Annotated in this window: 16 protein-coding genes and 3 pseudogenes; 10 read left to right on the plus strand and 9 right to left on the minus strand. The window is 69.9% G+C overall.

What is annotated here, in order from left to right; translation table 11 throughout:
- Positions 1 to 269: 269 nt before the first annotated feature.
- Together AC6I72_RS31660 and AC6I72_RS31665 are read left to right on the plus strand one after the other, a co-directional pair.
- Positions 270 to 758, plus strand: a complete 489-nt coding sequence (locus tag AC6I72_RS31660; RefSeq protein ID WP_498004904.1) for a DinB family protein — start codon at positions 270 to 272, stop codon at positions 756 to 758.
- Positions 759 to 1,098: 340 nt separating this feature from the next.
- Positions 1,099 to 1,509: a hypothetical protein gene (locus AC6I72_RS31665; protein WP_498004905.1), complete on the plus strand. Its 411-nt coding sequence runs from the start codon at positions 1,099 to 1,101 to the stop codon at positions 1,507 to 1,509.
- Here AC6I72_RS31665 and AC6I72_RS31670 read toward each other — a convergent pair.
- Together AC6I72_RS31670 and AC6I72_RS31675 are read right to left on the minus strand one after the other, a co-directional pair.
- Entirely contained in the window at positions 1,502 to 2,356 is an 855-nt protein-coding gene (locus AC6I72_RS31670; RefSeq protein WP_498004906.1) for an IS630 family transposase, read from the minus strand. The genes AC6I72_RS31665 and AC6I72_RS31670 overlap by 8 nt on opposite strands.
- On the minus strand, positions 2,347 to 2,574 hold the full coding sequence (locus tag AC6I72_RS31675; RefSeq protein ID WP_498004907.1) for a helix-turn-helix domain-containing protein: 228 nt from the start codon (positions 2,572 to 2,574) through the stop codon (positions 2,347 to 2,349). Before AC6I72_RS31675 ends, AC6I72_RS31670 begins: the two co-directional genes overlap by 10 nt.
- 1,045 nt (positions 2,575 to 3,619) lie before the next feature.
- Here AC6I72_RS31675 and AC6I72_RS31680 point away from each other — a divergent pair.
- Positions 3,620 to 4,549 carry an ADP-ribosylglycohydrolase family protein gene (locus tag AC6I72_RS31680; RefSeq protein WP_498004908.1) on the plus strand — a complete coding sequence of 310 codons (930 nt, stop codon included), beginning with the start codon at positions 3,620 to 3,622 and terminating at the stop codon, positions 4,547 to 4,549.
- A gap of 44 nt (positions 4,550 to 4,593) precedes the next feature.
- On the opposite strand, the gene AC6I72_RS31685 is transcribed toward AC6I72_RS31680, so the two are convergent.
- From AC6I72_RS31685 to AC6I72_RS31695, 3 genes and pseudogenes are all read right to left on the minus strand, one after another.
- On the minus strand, positions 4,594 to 4,878 hold the full coding sequence (locus AC6I72_RS31685; RefSeq protein ID WP_498004909.1) for a hypothetical protein: 285 nt from the start codon (positions 4,876 to 4,878) through the stop codon (positions 4,594 to 4,596).
- 73 nt (positions 4,879 to 4,951) lie between these two features.
- A pseudogene (locus tag AC6I72_RS31690) lies at positions 4,952 to 5,716 on the minus strand (NF041680 family putative transposase); the annotation flags it as partial.
- 198 nt (positions 5,717 to 5,914) lie between these two features.
- Entirely contained in the window at positions 5,915 to 6,448 is a 534-nt protein-coding gene (locus tag AC6I72_RS31695) for a hypothetical protein (protein WP_498004910.1), read from the minus strand.
- A gap of 138 nt (positions 6,449 to 6,586) precedes the next feature.
- Between AC6I72_RS31695 and AC6I72_RS31700 the strand changes: the two are divergent.
- A pseudogene (locus AC6I72_RS31700) lies at positions 6,587 to 7,003 on the plus strand (recombinase family protein); the annotation flags it as partial.
- A 263-nt stretch (positions 7,004 to 7,266) separates the two neighbouring features.
- Here AC6I72_RS31700 and AC6I72_RS31705 read toward each other — a convergent pair.
- The 4 genes and pseudogenes from AC6I72_RS31705 to AC6I72_RS31720 all read right to left on the minus strand — a co-directional run bounded on the left by AC6I72_RS31705 (position 7,267) and on the right by AC6I72_RS31720 (position 9,085).
- A complete protein-coding gene (locus AC6I72_RS31705; RefSeq protein ID WP_498004911.1) occupies positions 7,267 to 7,668 on the minus strand; it encodes a hypothetical protein in 402 nt (133 codons plus the stop codon).
- A gap of 39 nt (positions 7,669 to 7,707) precedes the next feature.
- Entirely contained in the window at positions 7,708 to 8,010 is a 303-nt protein-coding gene (locus AC6I72_RS31710; RefSeq protein WP_498006398.1) for a hypothetical protein, read from the minus strand.
- Between the two features lie 58 nt (positions 8,011 to 8,068).
- Positions 8,069 to 8,404, minus strand: coding sequence for a hypothetical protein (locus AC6I72_RS31715; protein WP_498004912.1), 336 nt, complete (start codon positions 8,402 to 8,404; stop codon positions 8,069 to 8,071).
- A gap of 85 nt (positions 8,405 to 8,489) precedes the next feature.
- Positions 8,490 to 9,085: pseudogene (locus tag AC6I72_RS31720) on the minus strand (hypothetical protein).
- A gap of 595 nt (positions 9,086 to 9,680) precedes the next feature.
- On the opposite strand from AC6I72_RS31720, the gene AC6I72_RS31725 reads away from it, so the two are divergent.
- The 6 genes from AC6I72_RS31725 to AC6I72_RS31750 all read left to right on the plus strand — a co-directional run bounded on the left by AC6I72_RS31725 (position 9,681) and on the right by AC6I72_RS31750 (position 18,624).
- Entirely contained in the window at positions 9,681 to 10,550 is an 870-nt protein-coding gene (locus AC6I72_RS31725; RefSeq protein ID WP_498004913.1) for an endonuclease/exonuclease/phosphatase family protein, read from the plus strand.
- Positions 10,551 to 10,995: 445 nt separating this feature from the next.
- A complete protein-coding gene (locus AC6I72_RS31730; protein WP_498004914.1) occupies positions 10,996 to 12,465 on the plus strand; it encodes an NUDIX hydrolase in 1,470 nt (489 codons plus the stop codon).
- A 234-nt stretch (positions 12,466 to 12,699) separates the two neighbouring features.
- Positions 12,700 to 13,911, plus strand: coding sequence for a methyltransferase domain-containing protein (locus AC6I72_RS31735; RefSeq protein ID WP_498004915.1), 1,212 nt, complete (start codon positions 12,700 to 12,702; stop codon positions 13,909 to 13,911).
- Positions 13,912 to 13,972: 61 nt separating this feature from the next.
- The gene (locus AC6I72_RS31740; protein WP_498004916.1) at positions 13,973 to 15,355 is read left to right on the plus strand and encodes a phosphotransferase; all 1,383 of its coding nucleotides are present in this window, start codon (positions 13,973 to 13,975) and stop codon (positions 15,353 to 15,355) included.
- Positions 15,356 to 15,388: 33 nt separating this feature from the next.
- Positions 15,389 to 17,761 carry a methyltransferase, FxLD system gene (fxlM, locus tag AC6I72_RS31745; protein WP_498004917.1) on the plus strand — a complete coding sequence of 791 codons (2,373 nt, stop codon included), beginning with the start codon at positions 15,389 to 15,391 and terminating at the stop codon, positions 17,759 to 17,761.
- Positions 17,758 to 18,624 carry a hypothetical protein gene (locus AC6I72_RS31750; protein WP_498004918.1) on the plus strand — a complete coding sequence of 289 codons (867 nt, stop codon included), beginning with the start codon at positions 17,758 to 17,760 and terminating at the stop codon, positions 18,622 to 18,624. Before fxlM ends, AC6I72_RS31750 begins: the two co-directional genes overlap by 4 nt.
- Positions 18,625 to 18,643: the final 19 nt, after the last annotated feature.

The following is an 18,643-nucleotide window of genomic DNA, read 5'->3' on the forward strand; positions in this document are numbered from 1 at the left end:
GCAAGGCGCCGGAAGGTCCTTGTAGCGGAGCTACCAGGGCTTTTCGGCAACGCGGCGAGGGCGCGTGCCGGGCGCCGGCCGCCGGGGCCCACTTTTGTTCGCAGCTCTTAGGCGCCGGGTAGGGTGTTCGAGTCGAGAACGTGCTTCCGATGCGCGGGCCCCGCTCGACGGGGCGGCCGCAGCTATCCGGGCTGATACTGAATGTCGCCGTGGGTTGCCGCTCGCACGAGCTGATGCGCCCTCAGCATACGGCGGGATGGGAGACTCTCATGGGCTCGTTCGATGTGCCGTTGGATAACGAACGCACCCAACTCGATGCGTTCGTCACGGAGTACCGGAGCGCCCTCGAGGTAACCCTCGAGGGCCTCACCGAGGAGCAGGTCCGACACCGACTCGTCTCGTCGGCGACGACGTTGCTCGGGCTGCTCAAGCACGTCACGTGGATGCAGCGGGTGTGGTTCGAGGAGTGCGTCGGCGGCACATCCCGTCGGGAGCTCGGCCTGGTCCAGACCCCGGACGAATCCTTCCAGCTCGCCGACGACGACACCATCGCTTCCGTCACGGCGGCCCACCAGGAGGCATGCGCGACGGCGCGGGCGGTGGTAGCCGACCTTCCGCTGGACACCGTCGTGACCGGCCACCGGGCCGGGCCGCGCACGCTGCGCTGGGTCTACTTCCAAGTCCTGCGCGAGCTGGCCCACCACTGCGGACACGCCGACATCCTGCGCGAGCAGCTACTTGCCGCCGACGAGCGATGATGCCCAGGCGCAGTCACTCAACCTTCGACGAGAATCGCTGAGCCGTCGTCACGAGTTGTGGCTCAGTGATCAGAACCAGTTGATCGTGTCCTTCAGGAGGCGGGCCGACGCCTGGATGTCCCAGCCAGAAACCGCCCGCCACCTGGGCGTCACGCTCATCCGGGTCGGGATGCTCATCGCCTACCGATGCGCCAAACATCCTGCAAGGTGTCCGAAAATCGGCGGCCTGCCGGGAACCATCCATCTGTTCCTCTACGTGGAAGCACAGGGAATTGTCGTGCCGACGGACTCGGGGGACCCGGCAGGGGCCACCCGTCGGCCGACGGAAAGGGTTCACGTGATGTCACGCAAGCGTCTGGCCCTCGCCGCCACCGGACTGGCTCTGACAGTCGGCCTCGTCACGCCCTCTGCCGCGATCGCTGCCCCGGTCATCGGGCAGGTCCAGGCCACTGCCAACAAGTGCAGCGGCTGGAAGGAGATCCACATCAAGGGCGGTGCCGCCAAGTACATGGAGTGCACGAAGAAGGTCAACGGCAAGTCGTACGCCTCCGGGGCCTTCTACCTGTGGGACACCAAGCACGACGGCAAGGCTGTGCAGGCCTACGCGGAGACCGACTACAACCACTGGTACGGCGACGACGTGACCTGGCAGCAGTTCTACGGCTGGGGCAATGAGAAGCACGGCAGCCCGAAATACATCTCCGGCTGGCACCGGGGCAACGACTTCGGGCTGACGATCTATCTCAGGTAATGGCTGCGCCGTCCTGACCACCGGGACCGCTCGGCGCCGATCCGCCGGCACCGGGCGGTCCTGTCATATTGATCAGGAACTCATGGGGGTTCTCGTCCAGGATGTAGCGGACGTGTGGGCCACCGAAGTAGGCGCGGACGATGTGCGGCTGACGCCGGCGTCTGCGAAAGAAGCGGCGGGTCTCAGCGGCGAGTTCGGCTTGATCGCGGGCTCGGTGCTGCTTGGGCAGGCTGTACCTGAGGCCGGCGTTGACCAGCTCGTCGGGGTTCAGCTCGGGCGGGTACGGCGGCAGGAAGTGCAGTTCGACGTCGTCAAGGTGGGCGGCGAGCCAGTCGCGGACCTTCTTGGAGCGGTGGGCGGAGCGCCCGTCGACCACGAGGTGGACCTTATGGTCGAAGTGGCCGGCGAGCCCGTCCAGGAAACGGCACATCACCTCGGCGGTGAAGCTTTCGGTGAAGACCATGAAGTGCATCCGGCCCCTGGTGCTGATCGCCGACATCGCGTTCACCGAGAACCGGTTCCCGCTCCGCCTCACCACCGGCGTCTTCCCCTTCTCGCCCCAGGTGCGGCCGGTGACCTGCTCGGATCGGATGCCCACCTGACCGGCGAAGAGGACCTCGCCACCCTCCCTTTTCGCCTTCGCCCGGATCTCCGGCCAGGTCTCCTGGCGCCAACGCGCCACGGCCTCGGGGTCCTGCTCGACGGCTCGTTCGTCCGGCCGCTGGAAGGACAACCCCCAGCGCCGGAAGTACTTGCCCACCCCCGGTTCGGTCAGCCGCACCCGGCAGAGCTTCACCATCAGTTCGACCACCAGCCGCCGCGACCACAGCTGCCCGCTCAGACCCACGTCACAGGGCCGGTGACGAGAACCGCCTGCCGCACGGCACTCTGCTCGGCCTCTCCGAGCACCTGGTGCACCCCGACCGGCATGCCCCGCGGCTGCATGACCAGCGCCTCCCGGCCGCCGGCCTGCCACTTCGCCCACCAGATATCGACCGCCTTCAGCGACACACCGAACACCGCCGCTACGTCCTCACGGTCCCGCCCCGTCACCAACGCAGCCACCGCTCACAACCGCAGGGCCTCCTGCGCCGACGGCGACAGATGCGGATCAATAGACACGGATGCGGTCGAGGTGGAGTTCGTTCGGGCCCATGCAGTCTGCAGCCCAGGTGGCAAGGGGAGAGCCGCACAAGCAAGCCAGATTCGGGCCGTGCGAGCCGGTGGGACCGCAGCAGCCGAGCCAGTTGTCACCGAAGGTGAAGGGTTCGAGGTGGGGCAGGGCATCGTCAGGGTGGACAACGAAGCTGTCACGCCATCCGGCGGACACCGTAACCCCTGTGTCGGCTCGGAGCAGTTCCCGCCCGCTGCTGCGGGCGAGGCGGGTTGCGGGGGGCGGCGACGAACGAGGCTCCCCACGGGTCGGGGTCGACGGCGTAGTGCCCGCGAGGGACGGTGGAACGAGCCCGACCGGTCTTCTTGTCCCGGCCCTGATCTGGGTCATCGACGTCCGGAACGGCCGGGAGCGCCACCAGGTCCCCGGTGAGAGGGGTCCCGCACTTGGCGCAGCAGAAGACAGTCACAGGTCGGGTTCTACCGTGCGCCCGGCCGGACCGTCATCCCGAATTCGGCGGGCTGCCAAAGGCAACGCATGCACGGCAGCCCGTCACCGGGTCTTCGTACGGCGGCGTCGAAAGCCCATCACTGCGAGGTCAGACCCCTGAGAAAGGTGCCGCCGTCATCAGCAGGGTCATCGGCCTCCATCCATGCGCGCAGCCTGGCCGGCCCGTCCTCGTCGAAGCCGAACCCGCCGCCGAGCGACCTGCACCCCACGCGGTCGAGCTGCGAGGACCTCCTCGATCGTCAGACTCTGTTGCGGCACGGCACCGGGGACATAACCGCCGCGTTCCCCGAGATCCAGGCCGCGGCCCTCACCCAGCTGCCGTCGGACACCGGGATGGACGGCGTTATGTGACCTGTGCGGGTGTCTCAGCCCCAGGGTGTCTCATGTGGCGCACCTCTGTAGACGAGAGGCGTTCGCCGCCGTTGGTTCAGGGAGCCGAGAACAGGGCCGTGTGGGCCGTCAGCGCGGCACAGATAACCTGCGCGAATGAAGCGGATTCAGCAGGCCGCTGGCGCGGTCGTCGGCTCAGCGGTGGGGGACGCCCTGGGCGGCCCATTCGAGTTTGGTCCCCAGGGAGCGTTTTCCGCGCGTTTTCCCGCGCCTGGTGCCGGTGGCGAGATGTGCGGAGGCGGTGGCTGGGACCCCGGTGAGGCCACTGACGACACGCAGATGGCCGTCCTGGTCGCGGAGTCACTGCTGGAGCAGGGCGGACTGGATCTGCCGGACATCTTCGCCCGCTTCCAGCGGTGGGCAGCATCAGGCCCCAAGGACATCGGCCTGCAGACCGAAGACGTCCTGACCAACGGCATGCCCTGGGACCTCGCCGCCGCGATCCACTTCCAGGTCAACCAACGAGCGGCCGGAAACGGCTCCTTGATGCGGGCATCGACCTCCGCAGTCCACTTCGCGGCCGCCGGCCAAGAAGCCACCATGGACGCCGCGCGCCGCATCGCTGCTCTCACCCACGGTGACCGCGCGGCCTGTGAAGGAACCGCGATTTTCCACGAACTCATCCGCGTCACGTTCGAGGACACCGACCCCTTCACCGCGCTCCCGGACATCCTGGCTCATGTCCACCCCGACCACCGCGGCCGCTACGTCACCGTCCTCTCGCCCGACTGGCACCCCGATCAGGCGACCGAGTTCAACGGTGCCGTCTGGCCCTGCCTGGGCTCCGCCGTCTGGGCCCTGCGCACCACCACCAGCTTCGAAGACGCGATACGCGCGGCAATCGACCTGGGCGGCGACACGGACACCGTCGCCGCCGTGACCGGAGGCCTCGCGGGGGCGTACTACGGGCTGGACGCAATCCCCGCCCGCTGGACCCAGCCACTCCATGTCCCCCTCCCAGGCTTCGACGGACGGGTACTGCACGTAGCAGATCTGCTCCACCTTGCACACCGCCTCGGAGGCTGAACCGCGTGCTGCTCCAAGGCGGCACTCTCCACGAACTCCGGCCCTCAGCTTGTCGTTTGACCAAAGGTGTTCGGCGGGGACGCGGCAACGGTCACCTGGGCGGTCCAGGACCTGGGCTCCCGGGGCGGATCCCAGGTCACGTCAACCCGATTTTCGTGGAAGTCATGCGCGAGTCCGATCACCATGGCCGCCGCGGCGGCCCGTGCCTCGGCTGGGTCGGCGTTGACCGGAACGTCGGTGAGGCGCCCGCAGTGCATCCCGCCGTCCACGGTGAGGACACTGTGGCGCCAGCCTTCCGGCGTCGCGAGCAGGACGATGCCCTTCGGCAAAGGGCGGTTGCCTCTCCTTCTCCCGTTTCCGTCTCACCATGGAGCCATCCAACCTGGTCGGCTTCCTGACGTTTCAGGCAGGCGGGACTTCAGGCGCCCCGCGGCGGGGCTTGGTGCCGACTTCGTGGTGGGCGGGGCGGCTGAACGCCTCACCGGTGGCGAGGACTCGCCCGATGTCGTGACGGGTGGCCGGTCGCTGGTTCTTCGAGCCTGGCGGCCTGCCTGGGCCGGGACGGAATGGTTTCGGTGCACCAGCCGGGGAGCCGGTCTTCGCGCGCAGGTTCCTGAACCCTCTGCGGACGCGGGCGGGCGTGAGCCTGTTCGGTTCAGTCGGCTTCTCCCAGGGCCTGCGGAGGTCGGTGGCCAGCGGTCGGGCGAGTCGGAGCTGGGCCTAGGAAGCGATCACGAGCCAGGTCCACCGGTCGGCCGCTTCCGAGCTGCGGAGCCGGGGCTTGGTCCAGCCCAGGGTCTGCTTGAGCAGGCGGAATGTGTGCTCGATGTCGAAGCGGCGGAGGAAGGACTGCCAGCAGCGGTCGACGTCCGCTTCGGTGGCGCCGGTGCGTGACCACCACAGCCAGACCGGCGCGTTGACCCCGCCGCTGGGCAGCTTCTGAACGACCAGCCGGATGACGGTGCCCTCGATGAGTGGCAGCAGCCCATCGTGGTCGAGCCATGCGGCCCGGCGGGTGAGCCGCGGGTGCAGCCGGTCCCACGCCTGCGCGGTCGCCTTCCCGTAGAGGCGGATGTCCGTGACCGTCACGGCCTGCTCGGCGCCCCAGGTTGCGGAGTTGCCGAAGACGAACTCGCCGCCGTGCTTGGGCGGTCGGCCGCCCTTGGGATTGGCCGGAGTGCTGCTGGAAGTCGCGCCACTCCTGCGGAGTGGTCGCCCGGTACTCCTCCTGGGGATGCGCCGCGCGTCGACGGTCGAGGAAGCCGCGGTAAGTCCTGATCAAGTCGTCCTGGAAGACCTCTCATGATGGAGTCGGGTATTGGAACCCTCGGAATGCCTCGTGGGCGGTGCCCAGGGCGTGATCGGTCAGCGGTGTTCGGTAGCCGAGGGGCGCTTAGTGTCGTCTGTGAAGTCGGCAACGGCCCGGTGGAGCCGTTCGAGGAACTGCCTCAGGGCTGGGGCTTCCGGTTCGAAGTCGTCGAACCACGACGCTGTGGTGGTTCGGTGAACCTGCCCGGCCTGGTCGAGAGCGAAGAGGATGCCTCCGCCGTCGCTGCCGAACACGATACCGGTGCTGTGGTCAGTGAGGCGGACTGGTCCGTTTCCGGTGAGGTGGTCGAGCACCAGGTCGGGCGAGTGGATGAAGTATCCGTGGCCGATGTCGGGCAGTCGCAGCTCGGCGATCGAGGAGTAGAAGGCGACCAGGGCAGCGGGGACGGCGGCGGTGCTCTGCAGTTGTGCGGCTGCAGATCGGCTTTCGTCGTCAGCCATGAGAACGCCGTTGTCGCCCAGTGGGTAGCCGTAGGCGGTCTCGAAGAGGGCGAGCATCTGGTCGAGCATGGTGCTGATCTCGCGTTGCCAGACGGCGAGCCAGTCCGCCGAGAGGTCTGGGGTGGTCATCGAGTGTCCTGCCCTGTGTCGTGTGCGGGTGCGTCGGTGAGCCTGTCGGGACGGCGGCTGATCTCGGCTGCGTAAGGGCTGTCCCGCAATGGCTCGGGATCTCGTGGCCCTGTCATCCTGCAGGTTGGCAGCGAGGCTGTGGGAACGTCCACCGCCCGCCACGACCTCGTCCTGGCCGAGGCTGGCATCGAGGACCCGATCGTCTTCGAGGAAGACCCGGGGACTTCCAGCCGCCTCCACCCGCTCCAACGCCCGAAGTTCGGCGAACTGCTCACCTACGCGCGGCCGGGCCACACCGTGCACATCTCCGAGATGTTCCGCCTCGTGCGCGGCAACCAGCACATCCTCGACGTCCTCGAAGTCCTGCACCGCGACCAGCTCGCCCTGCGCATCCACGACGGCGCGTTCTCCGCCATGGACCTCACAGTCCGCCACCCGCGCACCGGCAAGCTGCTGTCCACCGTGAAGTTCATGGTGCAGACCCTCGCCGCCGCCGGCGAACTCCAACGCGACCTCCAGCGCGAGCTGACCTGCGACGGTCTGCGCGCCGCCGAGGCCAAGGGCAGCAAGGGCGGACGCCGCCCCGCCGTCGCGGCCGCGCAGACCTGCGACGTGCGCACGGCGCACCTGGGGGGACGCTCCATCGCCGCCTGGGCCCGCGAGCACCGGGTCAGCCGCAGCGCAATCCGCACAGCCGTCGCCGACCTCCTGCCCGACCATGCCACCGCCGAGGAGGACGCGCCCGCCCCGGAGCTGCCGGTCACCCTCGACATGCCGGGCAAGGTCGCCGACTACCTCCGCATCGCTGCCCAGAGGCATCACGACCCTGCTTCGGCTTCGACACCCATCCGTTCTATCCACTCGCGCACCTTCGCTGCTCGCTCGATGCGGCTGACGATGTCCTTCTTGGACGCCGTGTCCAAGGTCTCCGGGATCTTGTCGAAGGTGTCGGGAAGGACATCAAGCAGACCCCAGATCTGTTCGCCGGTGCTGACAGTCAGCAGTTGCTGGCACCTCCACTGCAGCGGCATCTCGGGCCGGTGCGTGAGCCGCTGCACAAGTGTCGGGAACAGGTAGTGCGTCGCATCTGCGGCGAGGTGCTCTCGGAGCCAGTCGACCGGGAGCCGCTGGCTGAAGCCGTGCATGGCGGCCTCCTGGGCCAGGCCCAGGAGCTGAGCGGTGTCGATGGCTCGGACGGTGCGGGGAAGGGTCGGGGCCATGTCGAGATGATCCCAAGAAGCCTCCGCGGCGCCGAGAGGTCAGATTGGCCGGGACACGATCTGCCGACGGGCAAAAGCCCAGACTTCCTCGAACTCCTCGGAGGTGAGTCGTTCGGTGTCGTGGCCTTCCCATTCCGAGACAGGCAGCTCGGCCGTGATCCCGAACCTGTTGTCGTACTCATCGAGGCGGCCTGCATCGCGAGCCCCCTGCCACTCGGCGAGTGAGGCAGCTGCGATCGGGATCAGCTCAGGCCCTTCGAGTTCGACCTGCCGTATCACCCAGCCTTCGGCGTTGACCTCGAAATAGAACCAGGTGTCTTCCTCGTCCCAGTAGCAGCGCATCCATGTGGTCACCAGGCCATGATGCCGGGCCAGATGCGTCGCGCTACTCCGCTTTGTCTCATGGCTGGGCGATGAATCCTGCGGATCGGTCGAGCTGGAACGGAGAGCCGACCCGGCTTGGATCCCAGCCCTGATCCCGTGCTGCTCGAATGCTGTCAGCAACGTGAACTGGGCGAATGGGCTCTGTCTCGAGGCCCACCCAGTTACCGGGATGGGCCTGCCCGCTGGTGACGATCAAGGTCCTGCCTGGCTGGCTGCCGCTGGCCGCTTCGACTGCGTAGGTCATGGGTGTCCAGCAGAATCCCTGCATGGAGGAGGGCTTCCTGCGGATCCGCCAGCGGTACTCGGTCCCGTCAACGGTTATGCGCCGGGAACCCTTCTTGTTCAGCCCCATCTTCCTCCTTGACGGCGCACTCCCGTGTGTGCTCCGCGAGTTACGGTGATTATCTGCGCCATTGAGAGGTCTGGGACAGTCGACGTCAGCTCGTGGGCGTGGCGGTGGCAGGAAGATGAACCTCCAGCACGACTGCGGTGCCGGACACGGTCCGGTCCTCATGCATGCTGATCTCTTGACCGGTTTCGACGTGCTTCCAGTGAGACGGCGTGAGAGGCACGAGGCGAACAGTGGCCCGGCCGCCGGGCTCCAGGAGGGGCACGTCCTCGACCCAAAGCCCGGCAATACTCACCGAAGCACCCCAGCGGGTGAGAGGTTCCCGATGTCCCACATGGGCCGCAAAACACCGTGGCCGGCGATCGGTGTCCTGCGTCGGGCTTCCGCGCCTGGACGAAGTGTCAGGTCCGCCCGGACCATCCCGTTTCGAATCTCAGAACACCGCCAGTGGCACCAAGCTGCGCTCCGCTCGAGACGGAGTTGCTCAGCCGCCTTAGCCATCTGTTCCCAGAACGACAGGGGCAGTGGATGCCCGTCCCCGAGCTCCTCCAGCAGGCTCAGGGCGATCTGCCATTCGTCGTGGGCGAGGTAGTCCCAGACGTCTCGCACTGTGACGTCGTTTTTGGTGGCGATCTCTTCCGGGACCAGAAGGGAAGCCGATTCGAGCAGCTCGGTGACATCCATGGGGTGATTGTCGACGACGTTGTCAGGCTGCGTCGCCCAGGGCCTCACGGGCCACCGTCGCGCGTTCAAGTCGCGGGGCGCCGGGACTCCGGCAGCAGCCGAAGCGGTGGCCTCTTCCGGCGCAGCCGTCTCTCTCGTCGTTCCCGTCTCTGCGTCAGGTGTAACGTCGGTTGCCGCTGCGTCCCCGGCACAGAGAGAGGGGACAGGGTTAGAGGTCGCGCGGATAGGCGCGGTTGGGGGATACCGGTAGCAGGACGGGCACAGCTCCGGTTGATCAGGGAGTTGCGACGCTCTGTGATCACTGGGGAGATCTGTGCGCGCGCTGCCGTCGTGGCCGGGTGAACCGCTCTGGGGCCAATTCGCGGGGCCGCCGCCCGGGTGGCCGGAGTGTCACCCGGGCCATCCTTTCGGCTGCCACCACCGGTGCATCGGTGACCGGCCGCCGCGCTCAGGTGTGCCGTTGACCCACGGGCCGGACAGGCAGGCGCTGGTGTTCGCGAAGAGGTGCAGGTCTCGCTGGCGGCGGGTGGCTCCGGTTCGGTTGCTGTCGCCGGCTGCGGCGCGCTGTTCGAATAGGGTGGCAGTGCGGCTCAGCATGACTCAGTCCTCTGAGCAGCTGTCCCTGCTCGCCACCGACGCACCCGCCCACCAGCCGGCCACCGACGCCGTGCGGCTGCTGCTGTTCAACGCCCAGCACGCCTCTGCCGGACGCTCGCGCCGCCAGGCCGAATGGATCGCCGGCCAGGAAGGCGCCGATATCACCGTCCTCACAGAGGTGTCCTCCACTCAGAGCGGCGACGCCCTCGTCGCCGCGCTCACCGAGCGCGGGTACGCCACCGTGGTCGCCCCCCAGCCGTCCACGCCCGACTACCGCACGGTTATCGCCTGCCGCATCAGTACCGTCCGGCCCGTCCCCAGCCCGGTCACCGTCACCCCCCATCGCGCCCCGGCGGCCCGCGTCACCGTCGGCGGCCACGACATCGGAGTGCTGGGCCTGTACGTGCCCTCCCGCGGCCCGAAGGACCAGCGCAATGTCGCCAAGCGTGCCTTCCAGGATTCGGTCACCGAGAGCCTGCCACGGCTGCTCGCCGCCTTCCCGGACATGACCGTCATCGCGGCCGGAGACTTCAACGTCATCGAGCGCGGCCACCAGTCGCCGCACAAGGTGTTCGGCAACTGGGAGTACGACTTCTACGACTCGTTCCAGGCCGCCGGCCTCACCGACGCCTTCCGCCACCTCCACCCCGGCGAGGTCGCCCACTCATGGTTCGGGCGCAGCGGCAACGGCTTCCGCTTCGACCACCTCTTCGTCTCCACACCCCACGCCGAATGCGTCCTGAGCTGCGACTACCACCTGGAAGCCCGCGAAGCGGGGCTGACCGGCCACGCGGTCATGACGCTGCGCCTGGGCCTGCCGTCCACCCCGGGCGAACAGGGCGAAGCCTCAGTGACGGGGGCTGGCTGACAGCCGACCGCCGCAGCGACCGAACGTCGGCGTTTCGGCCAACCTCCCCCGAGCCGCAGGCCCTTTCGCGGCAAGGGTCGATGCATTGCGCACCCTCGGAAAACCGCTGAATTGCAGGGCGCACAACGCGTCTGAAGGGAACAGGTGCTCGAAATCGTGTGGCGTCGTTGAACACGGCGACGTCACCGCCACATCCACGAGAGGGGAACACATGGACGCCAGCCGAACCAGGCGGCGACAAGACCCACGAGGACCTGATCTCCAGCGTGGCTTGTTCCCAGGGCACCTTCACCGCCGAGGCCCCCAGTACGGAATCGCTCCGTCGACCGGCGGCGTACCAGGTCCTCGAGGCGTCAAGCCGTCCGGCCACGGAACGGCCAGCTGAACCACCGGAGCCTCTTTGCCCCGCCTGCCCGCCCCTGACATCGAAGGCGAGACGACGCCCATGCCACCCAGTTCCACCGCGATCCGCAGGACCGTCGAGGCGTACCTCGGCCGGCACCCGGGCGAGCGTGACGCCCTGGCCGAGCTTCTCGCCGCGCTCGACCGGCCCGGCGACGCGACCGCCCGAACGATGCTGCCCGGGCACATCACGTGCAGCGCCGTCATCATCGACCGGCAGGGCCGGGTCCTGCACATCCGGCACCGGGCCACCGGCGGCCTCATGCTCGCCCCCGGCGGCCACATCGAGCCCGGGGACCGCACACTGCTCGCCGCGGCGCTGCGCGAGATGGCGGAAGAAGCCGGTATCCCGCCAGGCGCCCTGTGCCCGACCCGGCAACTGCTCGGCTCTCCGATCGACATCGACGTCCACGACATCGACGCCAGCCCTTCCCAAGGGGAACCGGCCCACCGCCACTACGACGTCCGCTACGTCTTCTGCCTCTCCGGCGAGGAGCCGCCCGAGGTCGCGCTGCAGGACGAGGAGGTCTCCGGCGCCCAGTGGCTCCCGCAGCCGGAGGTCACCTCGCCGACACTGCGCGCGAAGCTCCTCGCGGCGGACCTTGACGGCCTGCCGGAGCCGGTGAACGCTTCCGCGCTGATCCACGACGGGGCCGGCCGGTACCTGCTTCATCTGCGCGACCACAAGCCCGGCGTCATCTGGGAGTCGGGGGCGTTCGCCCTTCTCGGCGGCGGTCGCACGCACGACGACCAGAGCCTTGAGGGCACCCTGCTGCGGGAGCTGTCCGAGGAGGTGCCCGACCTACGCCTCGAGGACGTGAAGCCCTACGCCGTGGAGGCCGCGACCAGCATCGACGGCCTCAGCGTCCCGGTCCAGGTCTTCGCCGGCCGGTGGCGCGGCAATCCCGACCGTCTCGCGCTGCACGAGGGTGTGCTGCTGCGCTGGTTCGCGCCCGATGAACTGGATCGGCTGCGCGTGAGCCCCGCCACCCGGGACCTGATTCGCCGGCATGCGGCCGAGAACCCCCCGGACAACACGTTGGCCGCGGCTCCGCCCGTGTGGGACGGGGGCAGCCGGGTGGTGCTGAACGGCGTCGGAGTCCACCTCCACCTCGAAGACTCCGCAGGCCGGGTGCTTCTGGGCCTGCGTCACCCCGACTCGAAATACGCGGGGGACACCTGGCACTACCTCGCCGGGCGGTGCGAGCAGGAGTCCGCCCTCGCGTGCCTGGTCCGCGAGGCGTGGGAGGAAGCAGGGCTGGTCATCGACCCCGCCGACGTGAAGCTCGTGCACGTCGTCCACGTCGTCGACACCCCGGGCAGCCTGCCCCTGATGCAGCTCGTTTTCCGAGCTCGCCGGTGGGAGGGCACCCCCGAGGTGCGCGAGTCCGACAAGTGCCTGACCTGGCAGTGGTGGCCGCGGGACGAGCTGCCGGACCCGATCGTCTCCTACACCCGCACGGCCATCACCGCGATCGCCGAAGGCCGCCCCTACTCTCAGCTGGGCTGGTGAGCAGGGTGAGCACACCCGCCGGTAGCGGCCCCGGCGGGCGGCCCCAGGCCGAGTCCAGGTACGTGCTGCGGGGGCTCCTGGCGGGGCGCCAGCGCCGTCGTCTCCTCCGCACAGGCCGCGCTGATCGCCGGGACGGTCTCTGCCTCGTGCCGGCTGGACTGTCGTGGCCCTCTCCGGTCCGCCGCCTGACCAGCATGCCCTCTGCTCCTTCCACTCCCGTGAAGGGCCCCGTTCATGCCTCTTGATCTCCAGGAAGCGACAAGCCGTCGGCGAGCGGGCATGGTCGACCGGCTCTCGGCCGAAGGTGTCCTGACCGACTCGCTGCTGCGCGACGCGCTGCTTCGCCTGCCGCGCGAGGTTCTGCTCCCGCACGCGTACGTCCGGGTCAGCGACCCGGGCGCGGACCCGATCGACTGGCGCCTCCTTGATGGCTCCCACCCCGACGACCGCCAGGAATGGCTCGACCTGATCCACAGCGACGAGTCGATCCTGCTCCAGCGCGACGGCGAACCCCTCGACGCACTCCCCCGCGGGCCGGTCACAGGCGGACACATGACGTCCATGTCCACCTACACCCCCGCCACCATCGAAGTCCTCCAAGCCATGGAACTCGGCTCCGGGCAGCGGTATCTGGAGCTCGGGCCGGGCCCCGGCGTCTCCCTCGCACTCGCCGCCGCCATCACCGGCCCCGGACTCGCCACCGGCGTGGAGCGGGACGGGCACATGGCGGCCTTCGCCCAGCGGAACCTGGACCGTCTCGGTGTCGGTGCGGAGGTGATCGAGGGTGACGCGCTCGAAGGGCACGAGGCGAGGGCGCCGTACGACCGGATCCACTCCGGCATCGGCGTGCCGTGCGTCCCGGCGCCGTGGGTGGAACAGCTCGCGCCGGGCGGCCAGCTGGTCACGACGCTCGCGACCCGTACGCCGAGCTGGCCGGGACAACTCCTCGTCACCCGCACCGCGGACAGCACGGTCGAGGCGCTCCTGCGGGGCCGGCCGCGCGGGTACCGGCCCTTGCTCGGTTATCGGTGGCTCAACGCTGTGGACCACCGCGCCCGCATCAAAGACGACCCGGGTACGGCACGGTCCACGCGGCTCACGCCGCCGCCGGACGAGGCGTACGGATTCTGGCTCGCCGCCGCCTACCTCGCTCCCGGTCTGGTCCGGGATTTCCAGGCCGAGACGATGACCGTCGTCGCGGCCGAGGACGACTCCTGGGCCGTGGCTGGCCCTGGCGACGGCACCGTCCGAGTCCATGGGCCGCGTGACGTCTGGGCTGAACTTGAGAACCTCCACGCGCGCTGGGAGCAGGCCGGACGGCCCGAGCAGTACCGGGTCGACCTACGTGACAGCGTCGAGGCTCAGCACGTCACCTCCGGCGCGGGCCCGAAGGCGCTGGCCTGGACGCTTCCTCCTCTCGCCGCCGTGCCCCGGCAGGTGCCATGACCGCGCCTCCTCGGAAAGCGGTGTTCACCGTGTTGCTCGCGTGCCGCCCCGGCGGCGCTGCGTGAGCGGCACCCAGCGGCACACCGAGCCGCTCGACGTCCACCTGATTGCCGTGCGCGAGGGCGCGGCGGGGCTTGAGGTGCTGCTGTCGCGGCGGGCCGGTGACGTGTACGCGGCTGGCTGCTGGCATCTCGTGTCCGGGCATTTGGACGGCCCGTGGGAGGACATGGTCGCTGCCCTGGTGCGTGAGGCCCGGGAGGAGGCCGGTGTCGTCATCGACCGGGCCGATGTCCGGGCGGCCGTCACCGTGCACCACCGGGCCCCTGCCGGCGGCGCCAGGATCGGGGTGTTCTTCGTGGTGGATCGGTGGGAGGGCACCCCGGAGGTCATGGAGCCCCATGTCTGTGACGCCATGGGGTGGTTCGCCTTCGACGCCCTACCGGAGCCGATGGTGGCGTACTGCCGGGCCGGGTTGGATGCCTACCGGGCCGGCGCGCGGATGGCCGTGCACTTCCAGGAGCCCGGCGACCCGATCGCCTACGACCGGTCCGCCGACCGGCTGGTCCTGCTCCCTGAACCCGCCGTGCGCGGCGCGGTCCCGGACCGGGCGGTGCGCGCGTTCACCGAGCAGGCTGTCGGCCGGATCACCGCGTGGACGGACGTGTCCTGGGCGCGGGAGGAGAGCCGCGTGTGGCGGGCTACCGGTGCCGAGGGCGGCGAGTGGTACGTCAAGATCCACCAGAATGCCCGCTTCCACCATCGTGAAGTGGACGCCCTTCGCAGCTGGGTCGCCGCCCTCGGGGCGGCCGCACCCCGGCTGGTGACCGCCGACCCCACGCTGCGGGCCGTCGTGCTCACCGCGGTGGGCGGCCGCACCCTGCCCGGCGCCGTCCACCCGCCCGAGCAGCAGCGCCTCATCTTCCACCGCATCGGGCAACTCGCGGCGGCCATCCACCACAGCGCCCCGCCCCGGCCGGCCGCCGACGGCCTGCCACTGGGGAAGCTGGAGCGCCACCTCGCGGGCGCCCTTCCCCACCTCGGCCCCGGCGACGAGCAGTTCATCCGTGCCGCCGCCGAGAGGGCCGCCGGCCTGGCCCCCTTGATGACGGTGCCCACGCATGGTGACTTCCAGCTCCGCAATCTGCGCTGGGACGAGACCGCCGACGCTCTGTACGTGATCGACTTCGAGCGGTCGGAAGAAGGCCCGGCCGTGCGGGACTTCGTACGGCTCTCCGACACCTGGCACGGCCGGCCCGACCTCTTCCAGGCCGTGATGAACGGCTACGGCCGTAGCTTCACCCCGGACGAAGAGGCTCACCTCACGGTCCTGTCCGTCCTGGATTCCGTCTCCGGCATGTCCTACGGCGCTGCCCACGGCGATCCCGAGCTCGTCGAGCGCGGCCGGCGCACGCTGGCCCGGCTCCGCGCCGCACAACGCCCTTGAAACACCACACGCCTACGTACGAGGAGCAGCACGTTGACGTACACAGCCCGCGACGACTGGGAGAGGCACTTCAGCGACGGAAAGGGGTTCCGGCACGTCGGTGAGCGCGAGCGGGAGCTCCTCGCCGAACACGCCCCCGCCCCGGACGGCGGCGGCCGCGCGCTCGACGTGGGCTGCGGCACCGGCGAGCTGGCCGCCTACCTCGCCTCCCTCGGCTACACAGTGGACGCCGTCGACTTCACGGAAAGCGCGCTCGCCCGGGCCCGCGAGGAGCACGCCGCCGTCGAGGGCGTGCGCTGGCTGCACCTGGACATCGAGCGCGACGACCCCGCCCCGCTTCATGAAGACGGGTACGACCTGATCACGCTCCGCCTGATGTACCCGTTCGTGCAGGACAGGGGGCGCGTCCTTCACGGGCTGGGTGAGCGGCTGCGGGACGGCGGCGCTCTCGTCGTCATCACCCCGGTGGCGGAGACCACGCCCGAGGAGCGGCGCGGGATCGCCTTGGACGAGGACGAGATCGCCGTGCTCGCCGCCGGGTGGGAGACGGTGGACCGCCTGGACGCGGACGGTCTGGCCTTCCTGGTCCTGCGCGGCCCCTGCCACGCCGGCACGAGGGCCGTCGAGAAGCGGCCGACCACCGCCCATGCCCTGACCGGCGCCCTCGCCGTCGTCACCGACGACGCCGGCCGGGTCCTGCTCGGCCGCTCCCGCCGCGGCATGCTCGAACTGCCCGGCGGCAAGACCTCCGGCCCGGAGGACTTCGCCGCCGCGGCGGTCCGCGAGCTCGCCGAGGAGACGGGCCTGGTCGCCGACCCGGCGGATGCGCACGTCGTGACGATGCTGGTCGACGACAGCCACGGCATCCCGAGGCTCACGGCCGTCGTCCGCATCACCGCGTGGACGGGAACCCTGACCAACGCGGAGGCGGACAAGTCCGCCCGCTGGGAGTTCTTCGACCTGCACGCTCTCGCCTGTGTCGGCGCGGTCTTCGTCCCGGCGGCACTCGCGGTCGACAGCGTGTGGCCTGGCGTCATCCCCGACCTGCCGCCTGTGGTCTCCTACCCGCTCGCCGCCGATCGGCCGCCCGTGCCGGGCGAGCCGGGTGAGGCCGTCCGGCTGCGCCAGGTGATGGCCCAGACGGTGATCGACGGCGGCTGGGCCCCGTCCGAGCCCGTCCGCGACGCGCTGCGCACAGTGCCCCGCCATCGTTTCGCCCCGGAAGCGAACCTGGTGGCCGCGTACGACGGCGGCGACCGGGCCGTCATCACCCGACGCGACGAGACCGGGACGGCGATCAGCTCGGTGTCCGCGGCCTGGCTCCAGGCCGACATGCTCGAGAGCCTGCGTCTTCAGCCGGGTGCGATCGTGTTCGAGGCGGGATCCGGTGGCTACAACGCCGAGCTACTCGCCCACGTCGCCGGGCCCGACGGTCGCGTGGTGAGCGTCGACATCGACCCGTGGGTCGTACGCCGCACCCGCGCCTTCCTCACGGAGGCCGGCAGCGGACGCGTCACCGCCGTCGAGGCCGACGCGGCGCTCGGCGCGGCCGCCCACCTCGTTCCCCGCGGCGGCTTCGACGCCGGCGTGATCACCTACAACTGCTGGGACATCCCCCCGGCCTGGCGTGAGCAGCTAGCCGAAGGCGGGCGCCTGGTCCTGCCGCTGGAGATGGGCGGCTACACCAGGGCGATCGCGTTCGAGCGGCGCGGCGAGGTGCTGCACGCCCGCCGCTTCACCTACTGCGGTTTCGTCCACGCCCAGGGGCAGCAGGCCCACGCCGTCCCGGTCGTCCCCCTTCTCGACGGCGGACTGACGCTCCGCTTCGACGACGGCGCCGCCGCGGACACGGAGGGCCTGGAGAAGGCGTTGCGCGGGCGGCGGCAAGAGGTCGCGACCGGTGTGACGATGGGGGCGAACTCGTACTTCGGCTCCCTGCAGTTGTACGCGGCTACCACCCTGCCGGGCTTCTGCCGCCTGGTTGCCCACCAGGACCCGGAGAAGGGGGTGACCGCCATCGCGAAGGACCACGACGCCCCCGCGATCGTCGGCGGGGCGTCGTTGGCCTACCTGATGCACGTCCAGACCAAGAACGGCGACAGCCCACAGGGCAAGGAGTGGGAGTGGGTCGCCCATGCCTTTGGCGAGCAGGGGCCCGAGCTCGCCGAGCGGCTGGTGGCCACGGTCCGGGCCTGGGACCGCCACATCCGCGCCGACGACAACGACCAGCACGCCGATCCCCTTTTGACGGTCTTCCCGGCCGGTACGCCCGACGATGCGCTGCCCGCCGGCGACGTCCTGGACAAGCTGCACTGCCGCTTGGTGTTCCGGTGGCCAGGGCGTGACGCGGTGCTGCCCGGCCCCATTGAGCGACCTGTGGCCGACGTCGTGGCGGAGGGGGTGTGACGGTGGAACGGGCCGTGCGGCAGGCGGTGTTCGCCGCCCCGGCGGAGCGCGACGAGCGCGACAGGATGCGTCGCGCGCACGCGGCCGCGGCGAAGCAGTTCCGGGTGTCCGCGTCGGGGCGGGAGGTGTGGGGGTGGCAGGGCCGCACCCTGGGGCGGCGGGCCGGGGACTGCTGGCTGCGCATCGTCTCCGCCGAGGCCAGCAAGGCGGGCGGACGGCTGTGGGAGGGGACGGCGACCGCTGATACGCGTGTGCCGCGGTCGGTACCGCGGCCGCGGCTTCGCGGCGTTCTCGACTGGACCTCACCGGACATCGCCTACCGGGCGGAGCTCACCGAGTACGTGTCCGTCCCACCGGTCACCAATGGCACTCCCGTTCTCGACCAGGACGTCGTGCTGCCGGACTCGTGGTGGGCGGAGCTGAAGTCCGCGCTCGGGACGCTCGCTACGGTGCCCACCGACCGGGAATCGGTACGGCAGAACTGGGTCGACCGGAACTTCCGCCGCTTCCTCGGCATCGACCCCGTCCGGATCCGTGAGACAACGACCGGGCACGCCGATCTGCACTGGGCGAACCTGACGTGTGCGCCCCTGGTCCTGTTGGACTGGGAGAACTGGGGCCGGCTGCCCGTGGGCTACGACCTGGGTCTGCTTCATGCGTACTCGCTGGCCGCGCCGGCGACCGCCGCCCGGATCCGGCGCGAGTTCAGCCATGTCCTGGACACGGACGCCGGCCGGACCGGAGAGCTCATCGCCCTCGGACAACTCCTCCAGGCGTGCTCCCGGGGCGTCCACCCTCACCTCGCCCCGCTCGTCGCCCGCCAGGCCGAACACCTCACCGGCACCCCCGTTCCCACGCCCTGACCACAACACGGCCCGCCGC

The organism is Streptomyces sp. Xyl84 (genome assembly GCF_059731885.1).

Coding starts and splice junctions, on each gene's coding strand:
- AC6I72_RS31710 (WP_498006398.1), bottom strand. CDS start 8,010: ATGCGCTGCTACTGGGACGAGGAAGACACCTGGTTCTATTTCGAGGTC.
- AC6I72_RS31715 (WP_498004912.1), bottom strand. CDS start 8,404: ATGGGGCTGAACAAGAAGGGTTCCCGGCGCATAACCGTTGACGGGACC.
- AC6I72_RS31725 (WP_498004913.1), top strand. CDS start 9,681: ATGACTCAGTCCTCTGAGCAGCTGTCCCTGCTCGCCACCGACGCACCC.
- AC6I72_RS31705 (WP_498004911.1), bottom strand. CDS start 7,668: ATGGCCCCGACCCTTCCCCGCACCGTCCGAGCCATCGACACCGCTCAG.
- AC6I72_RS31730 (WP_498004914.1), top strand. CDS start 10,996: ATGCCACCCAGTTCCACCGCGATCCGCAGGACCGTCGAGGCGTACCTC.
- AC6I72_RS31735 (WP_498004915.1), top strand. CDS start 12,700: ATGCCTCTTGATCTCCAGGAAGCGACAAGCCGTCGGCGAGCGGGCATG.
- AC6I72_RS31665 (WP_498004905.1), top strand. CDS start 1,099: ATGTCACGCAAGCGTCTGGCCCTCGCCGCCACCGGACTGGCTCTGACA.
- AC6I72_RS31660 (WP_498004904.1), top strand. CDS start 270: ATGGGCTCGTTCGATGTGCCGTTGGATAACGAACGCACCCAACTCGAT.
- AC6I72_RS31695 (WP_498004910.1), bottom strand. CDS start 6,448: ATGACCACCCCAGACCTCTCGGCGGACTGGCTCGCCGTCTGGCAACGC.
- AC6I72_RS31680 (WP_498004908.1), top strand. CDS start 3,620: ATGAAGCGGATTCAGCAGGCCGCTGGCGCGGTCGTCGGCTCAGCGGTG.